The 10,901-nt window shown below is 40.2% G+C and carries 5 protein-coding genes and 1 pseudogene; all 6 read right to left on the bottom strand.

Going from position 1 to position 10,901, the window contains the following annotated elements; all coding sequences use genetic code 11:
- A partial coding sequence (locus QM911_RS03215; RefSeq protein WP_414313108.1) for an IS630 transposase-related protein occupies positions 1-83 on the bottom strand: 83 nt, incomplete at its 3' end.
- A 37-nt stretch (positions 84-120) separates the two neighbouring features.
- Positions 121-597 (bottom strand): annotated as a pseudogene (locus tag QM911_RS03210) (redoxin family protein); the annotation flags it as partial.
- 156 nt (positions 598-753) lie between these two features.
- Positions 754-7,368, bottom strand: a complete 6,615-nt coding sequence (locus QM911_RS03205; protein ID WP_414313104.1) for a ZmpA/ZmpB/ZmpC family metallo-endopeptidase — start codon at positions 7,366-7,368, stop codon at positions 754-756.
- Between the two features lies 1 nt (position 7,369).
- A complete protein-coding gene (locus tag QM911_RS03200) occupies positions 7,370-7,933 on the bottom strand; it encodes a TIGR01440 family protein (RefSeq protein ID WP_414313103.1) in 564 nt (187 codons plus the stop codon).
- A gap of 505 nt (positions 7,934-8,438) precedes the next feature.
- Entirely contained in the window at positions 8,439-9,176 is a 738-nt protein-coding gene (gene mecA, locus QM911_RS03195; protein WP_061862797.1) for an adaptor protein MecA, read from the bottom strand.
- A gap of 369 nt (positions 9,177-9,545) precedes the next feature.
- On the bottom strand, positions 9,546-10,805 hold the full coding sequence (locus QM911_RS03190) for a TRZ/ATZ family protein (RefSeq protein ID WP_414313102.1): 1,260 nt from the start codon (positions 10,803-10,805) through the stop codon (positions 9,546-9,548).
- Positions 10,806-10,901 lie beyond the last annotated feature (96 nt).

Here is a 10,901-nt window from a genome sequence, read left to right as displayed (position 1 = left end):
AAAACTTTGGATGCCTCGACATGGCTGTGTCCCTCTTTGATGTAATTTAATGCTCGTTGTTTAAAATCTGTACTATATGCCATAGCTTTATTATAACATGTATTTTATAAACTAAGTGACTATAAAAGCCTGAGTCGGATAAGAACGAACTCCGTAACTCGCCAAAAGTTGTCCCGAAGGGTCTAACAATACTGGTATATCTTTATAGTCCAATCCTTGATACCATTTTTGGAAGGCTTCTTCTGCTTGCTCTCCTTTTTGACCAGGAGAAACGACTGTCAAAACAACATAGTCATCGCTTTCTTCTTTAGCCAGCTCATCGGTATCAGGGAGGCTGGCTAGACAAATAGAGCACCAAGATGCCCAAAATTTGAGATAGACCTTTTTACCCTTATAATCAGATAGATGGTAGTTTTTCCCATCAACTCCCGTGAGTTCAAAATCTGGAACTACTTCTCCTTTTTTTGCTACCTGAGAGCTAACTTGCACTTGTTTGTCTCCATTTTGCTTATCAGCTTGGTTCTCCATCTGATTGTTACAAGCTGATAGACAAAACAAACTAGTGCAGATCAATACAGTTGCTTGCCATGTTTTCATCTTCATCACCTTCTTTTTTGTTATATGAATATAGATATTCACTTTGTAGTTCTATTATATACCTACCTTGATAAAAATACTTAGAATCTGTTTGGAAAATCATTAAGCTTCTTGATTATAAAAACTCCCACCTGCTAAGCAGATGAGAGCTTTGGATTATTTAAAGATTGAAGTTTTAAAGCTATCTGTTTGTTGAAGAAGTTTCTTGAAGACTTTTTCTTTAAGTGATACGGTATTATCAAATTTGACAGATCCGTTACTTAGAGTAGCCTTATCTTTATCAACTGCTTCAGCAAATGCACGTTTCAAGTCTTCATAGCTATTGTATGTCTTACCATCAATTTCAATAGAATGAAGCCCTTTTTTAGCCTTAGTCACTACTTCTTCGAAGTATGCTTTCTTCCAATCTTCAAGATTGTTGAATTTTCCTTCAGAAATCTTGTTAATGATGAAGTCATCACCTAGAGTCTCTTTACCAGCTTTTTTAGATTCTTGTTTGTATTTATTCGATACAAAACCGACAAATCCTTTTTCATAGCCGAAGTAACCCCAGATTCGGAAAGTGTTATGTTTGAATGACATCGCACCTGGAGAACCTTCGCTGGTGTTTCCTCCGTAAATACCAGTCATGATTGGCACGTTGACATAGGCAGAACCGAAGTCGGATGGATTGTAGACACCATTACCTGGACCACGATTAGTCATAAAGTTATTCATCACCAAATCATTCACAGTATTTAATTGAATTGCTTTTTCAGCATCATTCAAAGGACGTACTTTATCAAATTGGTGTTTGGTGTTAGCGTTACGTAATTGTCTGTCAACCTTCTTGAACCAAGCATTGTTCAGTTCTTTGCTGTGTTTATCAAGTACAGCTTCTCCTTCAAGATAATCAAGAAGCATGAGCGTATCATTGAAACCTTTCATGTAACGATCGATTTCTTCACGAGATTTAAGGTCATTTGGATTGGTGTTGTACCATTGATTACCATCGTTTGGACGTTCAAATGCCATATTCAATCCCAATGCTCCATATTCACCTTGGTGACCTTGTGTTGCAGCTGATTGCAACATACCTTGAGCAAATGCCTCAACAAAGGTTCCTTCGCGGTGACCATGTCCACCAAAATATGCAACGCGGTCATTGACGTGAGTAGTCTCGTGAGTGAAGGCTGAAGCACCATATTCTGTCAGCATATCAGACATGACAAATACGACCTTATGACGATTATCATTTTTATTATCGTAATACGTAGCGTAAGCTCCTGCCATAGCTCCATTGTGACCATAGTATTCACCTACTGGTCCATATAATTCACGAACTGGCGCGTAGATTCCCTTACCATCATCAAAGTTACCATATCTATCCATCCAAGATGGCCATTCATGTCCCCAAACCTTATATCCTTCCCATACAGGTGTTACGATATCTTTCGCAAGAAGGTTCTTAACATTATCATTGGCTAGACGATACCAGAAGTCCAGATAGTTAATGTGTCTACTTGCAGCCAAGTCTATCTCAGGTTTCACATCAGCCATTGATTTACCATACTTATTGGCAGTACCAAATGATAGTGTGTTATATGTTGAAATTAAGAATGCTTCCGTATCTGTCAAGTTCAAGAGTGGAAGGATCATCTTCTGGTGATATCCTCTAGATAGGTTATCAAATGCTCTGTATTTAGCAGACTTAAGGCCTTCCTCACGTGATTGTTTTTCAACAACATAAACCTTACCTTCTGTTGAATGGATAAACCAATCATTGAGGTTTGTATCAGATGTGAAGAGTTCCATATTGTAAGCCAAGAAGTCGATTAAATTACCTGAGCGAGTATTCTTTGCAATAACCTCTCTGAATGCATCCTGTGTACGTTCACCTTTAATATTGTTTTCAGAAGAACCGATTTCAATCAAACGGTCTAATACATTGACGTTCTTACCGTAGAAGTCTGGTTTGAACAACATGAGTTGCTTGATATTGAAGTTATCAAACTTAACTCCGTAGTAACGATTGAGATAAGACAAACCAAGAAGAACAGCAGCTTTCTTATCATCGATTTTCTTGATGAGGGCACGTTTAGCAGCTTCATCTGTATTTAATTGATGATCTTCATTTTCAACCAACTGTTTGACAAATTTAGCCAGATTATCCTTGACTTCTTTGAAAGTTTCTTCCAGGTAAAGGTTCTTAATCGCATTTACTTTGTTTGGACCAGTTCTACCTAGGTGTGTATAGATAGGATCTGATTGCAATTCTACTGGGCTTAATTTTTCAACGATAGCATTGATGAGATCACTGCGGTCTTTGTCAACCATGTTCGGAGTGTAAACAACTTCTCCAAGTCCAGCAATGCTGTACTCTTTGACTTGTTTGACCTTAGAGTCTTTCAGCGAAACAGTAAAGATGTCTTTGGTCTTATCGCCATAATGAACCATAATATGGTCAGCGTCAGCCAATTCTGTCACAAAGGCATTACCCTTCATAGCAGTAACGGACAAGACTTCCTTGGTCAAGAGAGGACTTCCTGCAGCCAATTTGTTTCCTTGGTTAACAATCCACTCTTTATTGTAGAATGGTTGTAATTTTTCAATATTACGGTAGGCAAGTTCACGAGAGTCGTCGTAACCATCGATTGTTTTGTATTGATCAGCTTTGTTGACAATGTTATTGAGTTTGTCTTCAACAGGTTTGGTGCTTTCAAATTTATCAGCAGTGATTCCCATTGCTTCAATCTTCTTGTCAGCTTCTTCTTGTGAGATGCTAGGAATCTTGCGAGAATTCTTATAAGATTTATTCCCCTCACTTACACCCTCAACACTGAAGTTACGTTTTGTTCTTGAATACGTGAAGTAATCATCTGCGTCAATATCCGAGTGACCGAACACCATTTCACCTGTTTTAACTTTCATCATGGTGATGTTGTCTTCAATAGCACCCAAGGCCCAGTTGGTACCCAGCAAGCCACCAGATTGAACAGCTTCTTTCAGCTCGATAGAACCTTTAGCAACTGAATTTCTGAGGACACCTTCTCTTCCTAGTGTATTGTTATCTCCACCATTTTGAGAAGAATAAACTAATCCTGCAGCTTTTGCCTTGTTACCAGTAATTTCAGCATCAACGTAGGCTTTTTCTACGATACCTTTCCAGTTTTCACCTAGAACACCTGCTAAGTACCAACCTTTATTTCCAGCAGCATGAATCTTACCGATAAAGGCAACATTACTTACCTTACCACTACCATCAATTTTATTGATAATACCAGCTACATCGTTGCCCCCGATAACATTACCTGTTACTTTAACATTTTCGACAGTCGCATTATTTTTGATAACATTTGCGATTGGTGCTACTCGATCAAATCCAGGCATGTCAATGTTGACATTTTCAAGCAAGAGATTCTTGACAGTACCACCTTCAATGTTACCAAACAATGGTCTCGTAATGTTATGGATGGCAAATTTATTGCCTTCTGTACTTTCCAATGTTCCCTTGAAGGCATTGGTTACATAAGACTTGCCAGCTGGTTGTACGTTACTTGCATTCATACTGCTACCAAGCTTAAAGGTACCAGTAGGATTGGCCTGCATTGCTTTTACAAGGTCATTGAAATCGTAATAAACATCACCTTCATGGGCTTTTGGTTTAGCAAAGTAATGGACATATTCCTCTGTAAACTGATTATCTGAGTTACGTTGAACTAGGTCTGGTGCTTTAGCAGTGACTTTGAACAATGCTTTACCATCAACTGTGACTTCTTCAATCTTATCAACAGCAAGTTTTGTCACCTTGTTATCATGAGTAGTCACTTTCAAGTAATAAGGTTTAACATCTGATGGTTTTGCTGACAAGAGACTATTATCAGTTTCTACACCTTGGTCATCAACACTGATAAGGCTTGTTTCCTTAATGTTTTTGACTTCGACTTTTTTGAGATCAAGGCGCAGTGGTTCTTCCGTGAGAACTACTTCTTCATTCCCATTTCCACGATCGTAAACCATCTTAGTCGCAATCTTGTAGTCCTTGTAGTATTTCAAGTTTGTAAGATTAGCAGTCAGGTCTCCCTCAGACATATTGACTGTTTGAAGGCTAGTGTCTCCATCTTTCAAAACAACTTCAAGAGATTTAATGGTTACACCTGTTGGTTTCACCAATTGGTAACGAACCTTGGCACTACGCTCTAACTCTTCTTTATCAATTTGAGTAAGTGTCAACGTTGGCTCAGTCAGGATTTGATCACCTTTTTTGATGATACGATCTTGAACTGCTTCAACAACTTCCTCTGAAATCGTTGGAGCATCTGCAGTTTTCACGCCCTTAAGAGTCTTATAGACTTTGGTAATCTTTTTCTTACCATTTTGACCAGCTTGAGCAACAACTTCTGTTCCCTTCGGAAGAGTGCTGTCTACTTCTGTTCTTGTCTCGAAAGGAATTTCTTCAAATGAAACTTCTTCAACTTGACCTTCAATAGCCTTGGTACCACGACTAATTTTTTCGTTTACTGGAGCCTTAACAGTTTCAGTACTTGTGCTGATTGGCTCCCCAACTTTTTGGCCATTGACTGTCTTATAGACACGATGAATCAGCTGACTTCCTGCTTGACCATTTTGAATCACTGTTTCTTCATCAGTGTAACGAGTATCATCAGCTACATACTCCTTTGTATATGGAACTGCTACTGTTTCAGTTTCTGTAATAGTTGCTTCAGCTACTGTATACTCTGGCAATTCTGGTTGAACTAAGGGTTCACCTTCGTGACCTTCTTCTTGAGTACCTTTGGCTGTAAGCTCACCCGTGTAGGCTGGCAACTCTGGTTGAACTAGGGATTCACCTTCGTGGCCTGATTCTTGGGTGCCTTTAGCACTAATCTCACCGGTGTAGGCTGGCAACTCTGGCTGAACCAAAGATTCACCTTCGTGACCTGATTCTTGCGTGCCTTTAGTGCTAATCTCACCGGTGTAAGCTGGGGATTCTGGTTGAACTAAGGACTCACCTTCGTGGCCTGATTCTTGCGTTCCTTTGGCGTTAATTTCACCGGTGTAGGCTGGCAATTCTGGCTGAACTAAGGACTCACCTTCGTGGCCTGATTCTTGCGTTCCTTTAGTACTAATCTCACCTGTGTAAGCTGGGGATTCTGGTTGAACTAAGGACTCACCTTCGTGGCCTGATTCTTGAGTGCCTTTTGCACTAAGCTCGCCGGTGTAGGCTGGAGCTTCTGGCTGAACCAAGGATTCGCCTTGGTGGCCCTCTTCTTGCGTACCTTTAGCTGTAATCTCCCCTGTATAAGCTGGGGATTCTGGTTGAACCAAAGATTCACCTTCATGGCCTTCTTCTTGTGTACCTTTAGCTGTAATCTCACCCGTGTAGGCTGGCAACTCTGGTTGAACTAAGGATTCGCCTTCATGGCCTTCTTCTTGGGTGCCTTTAGCGCTAAGTTCGCCTGTATAGGCTGGTAATTCTGGCTGAACTAGGGATTCGCCTTCGTGACCCTCTTCTTGGGTGCCTTTGGCACTAATCTCACCGGTGTAGGCTGGCAACTCTGGTTGAACCAAAGATTCACCTTCGTGGCCTTCTTCTTGGGTGCCTTTAGCACTAATCTCACCGGTGTAGGCTGGCAACTCTGGTTGAACCAAAGATTCGCCTTCGTGGCCTTCTTCTTGGGTGCCTTTGGCTGTAATCTCGCCTGTGTAGGCTGGTAATTCTGGTTGAACCAAAGATTCGCCTTCATGACCCTCTTCTTGTGTTCCTTTAGCACTAATCTCGCCTGTGTAGGCTGGCAACTCTGGTTGAACCAAAGATTCACCTTGGTGGCCTGATTCTTGCGTTCCTTTGGCGTTAATTTCACCGGTGTAGGCTGGCAATTCTGGCTGAACTAAGGACTCACCTTCGTGGCCTGATTCTTGCGTTCCTTTAGTACTAATCTCACCTGTGTAAGCTGGGGATTCTGGTTGAACTAAGGACTCACCTTCGTAGCCTGATTCTTGAGTGCCTTTTGCACTAAGCTCGCCGGTGTAGGCTGGCAACTCTGGTTGAACTAAGGACTCACCTTCGTGGCCTGATTCTTGAGTGCCTTTTGCACTAAGCTCGCCGGTGTAGGCTGGCAACTCTGGTTGAACCAAAGATTCGCCTTCATGGCCTTCTTCTTGAGTTCCCTTAGCAGTCGTCATTTGCTCTGGTTGGTCTTGGAAGTCTGATGCTTTAAAGTAACCGATGTATTCGTATCCTTCGATTTGAATAACACCTTTTGCCAAGTCCTCTTGACTACTTGCTGCAATCGTTTGGTTGAAGGACACCAAGATTTTATTCTCAAAGGCTTGAGCTGACTGAGGGATAAAGTAACTACCACCTAGAGCTCCAATAAAGAGAATACCCAACATTTTATTGCGGTGTTTTTTAGACATCACCACAACAACCATAGACGCTGTTGCAAATCCAAGAGTTGCCAGTGCTAACTCCTTGCTTCCAGTGTTCGGTAATTGTTGAGAATTCACTTCCTTCTTTCTGTAAACAAGATAGACAACATCATCTTGTTTTAAATCCGAAGGGAGTTCGTGATGGATCAAAGCTTTTTCTGCTTCTGTCAATTCTTGTTCAGCCAAATAACGGTAATGAACTTGGTTGGGTGTTGCCACTTCGTTAGCTGAAACAGTTTCAACTAAAAAGTTATTTGCCCCCAAAAGAAATGTCCCGATAACCGCAGAACCGACACCAACCGAGAACTTCCGAATAGAGTATTTAATGACTCTCTCAAACTGCATTTTTCTAGTATTCATTTTATATCTTCCTAATATGATCTATTGGATATTGAGCACGCGCCCCTCCAATGAGTTTTGGTCGACTAGCAAGTGCCGTTACATGAGCCTGACCAATCTCTCTTAAGACTGGTCGAATGGGTACCTGAACATGTTTGATATGCATACCGATAGCTGTATCACCAATGTCTAGACCAGCATCTGCCCTGATAAATTCGACCTCCACGGGATCCTTCAAATAGCGGAAGGCGGCCAATTGACCAGAACCTCCTGCATGTAAGGTCGGGAGTACACTCACAATCTCCAACTGATGTTTTATAGCTACTTCTCGTTCAACAACTAAAGCCCGATTGACATGTTCACAACCTTGAACAGCCAGGTGAATTCCCTTAGCCGTCAACAGTTCCAACATAGTCTTGACAATAAGTTCACCGATTTCCTGACTCGAATCTTTTCCGATGTGTCCTCCCAGCACTTCACTCGAAGACAAACCCAAGACAAATAGTGCTCCCTCCTGTAAAGAAGCCTTGTCTAATACATCTTCAAGTATCTGCTGTGTTTCTGTTTGAATCCGTCTTTGGTCCATATTTCACCTCGCTTTTTTTCATTCTATCATATCGTTTTTCATCAATTTTAGCAAGATTGGAAGGCATAGGAATACCATTTGCTAGGATTCAAAAACTATATGAGGGCTCTTTTTAAAAACTGATTCAAATTCATCTAGTTTCAAATATAAGATAAATTATACTTTGAAAACAAAAAAAATATAATAGTTTAGTAAAATCATTGATGTAATAACATTTACACCTAAAAGATTTGTCAGTCAATTCGATTATAAACTACCGAAAAGCAACTTCTACCATTCTACCCCATTTCTTTTATTAAAGCTACTACTTTGCTTATTTTTTAGGCACTTTTTCATACTTATAGCTTCAGATGATGATTCAGAAAATTTTCATGAAATTATGCTAAAACTTTAATTTTACCCTCAAATTATAATATATATATTTTTTGGATACAAACTGTATCCAAAATTTTAAAAACTAGATTTTACAAAAACAGAGAAGGGTAGCTTCTCTGTTTTTTATAGATTAAACTTTTTGGAGTCCTTGGACAGCATCATGATTGATGAGTAGTTGCCCATATTCTTGTAGGACAGAACGACTGATATCACTATCATCCGCAAATTCTCGCATACGTGCCAACAACCAAGCTGGATAAAGGCTAGGTTGATCTTCTACATCAACTAAGACTGTCAGATAGTACTGGTCATTCATCTTGTAGAGTTCTGAAGTTTCCATTTGGTAGTCAACCGTTTTGGCAAAAGAAACCAAACTAGATAAATCGTCAAAACGTAAGATGTAGTAGATATAAGGCTCTCTTTTTCCTTCTTCTACTTCGAGGGTTTCATCAAGCGCTGCTTCTTCTTCCTTTTCAACCTGCTCTAAAGATTGAATGGCTTCAATATCATCTTTAGTTTTTTCTGCCATGGTTTTCTCCAAGGTTTTTAAAAACTCATCTGGAGACATTTTAGCCAACTCATCCATATCAGGAAGATCTGCCAAATCGTCAAAATCTAAATTCTGGTCGATCTTAGATTTTGTCACAAAAACATCAACCTTGTCTGGCTTAGGTGTTACTCGGAAGCTAAGCATGCCCGTATCCAAGAAACTGTCTGGCATCTCTAACTCATCCAAGATTGCGTAGAAAAATTCTTCTGTTTTCTCTTGTGGAACGAGAAAGTCTGCGATTTCCATTCCACGATCCATCAAATCTTCTAAAGACATGGTGATTTTTAAAGTCGTATCACTGATTTGTTTCATTTTCATAGTTCGTAACCTCATACTTTCAGTTCTATCTATTATACAAGATTTCAAAAATTTTATCAAAAGAATGGCGTTGGGTTATCGATTACTATCTAGTATAGAATACTTATTACGCTATCACCCTCTTTATTATCAAAGATAAAACACTTCATTATGCACTTGACCTAGTTCGTGCAAGGATTAAAAGAGGATAAAGGTCTGTATCCCTCTCAAAAGTGTTCAGATTAAATATTATGCAACAAAAAGAAGACTCGTAAGGTCTTCTTTTTCTATACAGCCTACACAATAAATACTCAATCAATAAACTTGTTAGAGCAAACGAGGTCAAGTCGATACTGACCTAGCTTAAAAATTTTTTTGAAAAAAATCACTTTATAAATCTACTGTTAGTACCTTCCCAGCTCTCACGACTTGCTCACCTGCAATGTAAACATCATCAACATCACTGGATTTGACGGCATAAACGAGGTGAGAGAGCATGTTTTCTTGAGGTTGGAGATGGATTTTTCCTTGGGGTTGAATGACGAGAAAATCTGCTTGTTTGCCGACTTCCAGGCTACCAATCTCATCTTCCATTCCTAACACCTTAGCACCCTCGATTGTCAGTGCCTTGAGGGCAGTTTCAATTGGAAATTGGCTAGCATCACCACTCTTCATTTTCTGTAAAAGTGCTGCCGTGCGTCCTTCCTCAAACATATCGAGGTTATTGTTAGAAGCAACTGAGTCAGTCGCAATCCCGACTGGCACTCCTGCCTTTTGAAGTTGGACGACTGGTGCAATCCCTGAGGCTAGTTTGAGGTTGCTGATAGGATTGTGGGCGATAGCGACTCTCGAATCTGCCAAGCGGGTAATTTCTGCTTCATTTAACTCAACACCGTGAGCAAATACAGCCTGATGATCTAAATACCCAAGTTCATCTAGAAAGGCTATTGGGCGTTTACCATAGCGTTTCAGGATAATTCCTGACTCTTCCTGTGTTTCTGCTACATGGATATGAAGGGAAATGTTTTCTTCTTTTGCTAGGTTCAAACTAGCCTCTAACAATTCTCGACTACAACTGTAGGGCGAATGAGGAGCCACCATAACCTTGAAATTGGGATCCTGATAGCCTTTGATTGTCCCGATGACAGCACGAGTTTTTGCTATAGTCTCGTCTGTCGTCTCCATGTCTGAAGAAAAGAGAGTTGGAGAAAAATAGCAACGCATCTTGGATGCCTTGAGCACCTCATAAATCTTCTCTATCTCCACACCATTGGGATTGTACATATCGTTGAATGTTGTCGTTCCTGATTGGAGCATCTCTGTTAGCGCCTCTTTGACGGCTTTTGTAGTCATCTCTGGTGTAAATTCTGCTTCTGCTGGCCAGATATAGTCTTCTAGCCATTCGTGGAGATTGCTATCATCACGAATCCCTCTCAAGCCTGTCATGGCAGAATGGGTATGACAGTTAACCAAACCAGGCATAATCCAAGTACTCTGATAGTCTATGATTTGATCTGCTTGCTTGAGAATTTCTTGATTTTCCTGACCGACATAGACGATTTGAGAATTTTCAAGAGCTAAGATACCATCCAGGTAGACATGGAAATCTTGGTCACAAGTCACGATATTTACATGCTGAAAGACTTTCATCAATAGGCTCCTTTTCTATATAAGTATTCATACTGGATAATTTTTCTAGCTATTGTAACAAAAAAGTCACCCGAAGGCAACTTTTCTTGTTGTTTA

This window comes from Streptococcus infantis, assembly GCF_047460825.1.
Lineage (GTDB): Bacteria > Bacillota > Bacilli > Lactobacillales > Streptococcaceae > Streptococcus > Streptococcus infantis_V.
Note: the sequence above shows the minus strand (reverse complement) of the source record. Positions and strands in the feature narration are given on the sequence as shown.

Bases quoted from the DNA above. Each gene is read 5' to 3' on its own strand.
- QM911_RS03205 (WP_414313104.1), bottom strand. From the start codon at position 7,368: ATGAATACTAGAAAAATGCAGTTTGAGAGAGTCATTAAATACTCTATT.
- QM911_RS03200 (WP_414313103.1), bottom strand. From the start codon at position 7,933: ATGGACCAAAGACGGATTCAAACAGAAACACAGCAGATACTTGAAGAT.
- mecA (WP_061862797.1), bottom strand. From the start codon at position 9,176: ATGAAAATGAAACAAATCAGTGATACGACTTTAAAAATCACCATGTCT.
- QM911_RS03190 (WP_414313102.1), bottom strand. From the start codon at position 10,805: ATGAAAGTCTTTCAGCATGTAAATATCGTGACTTGTGACCAAGATTTC.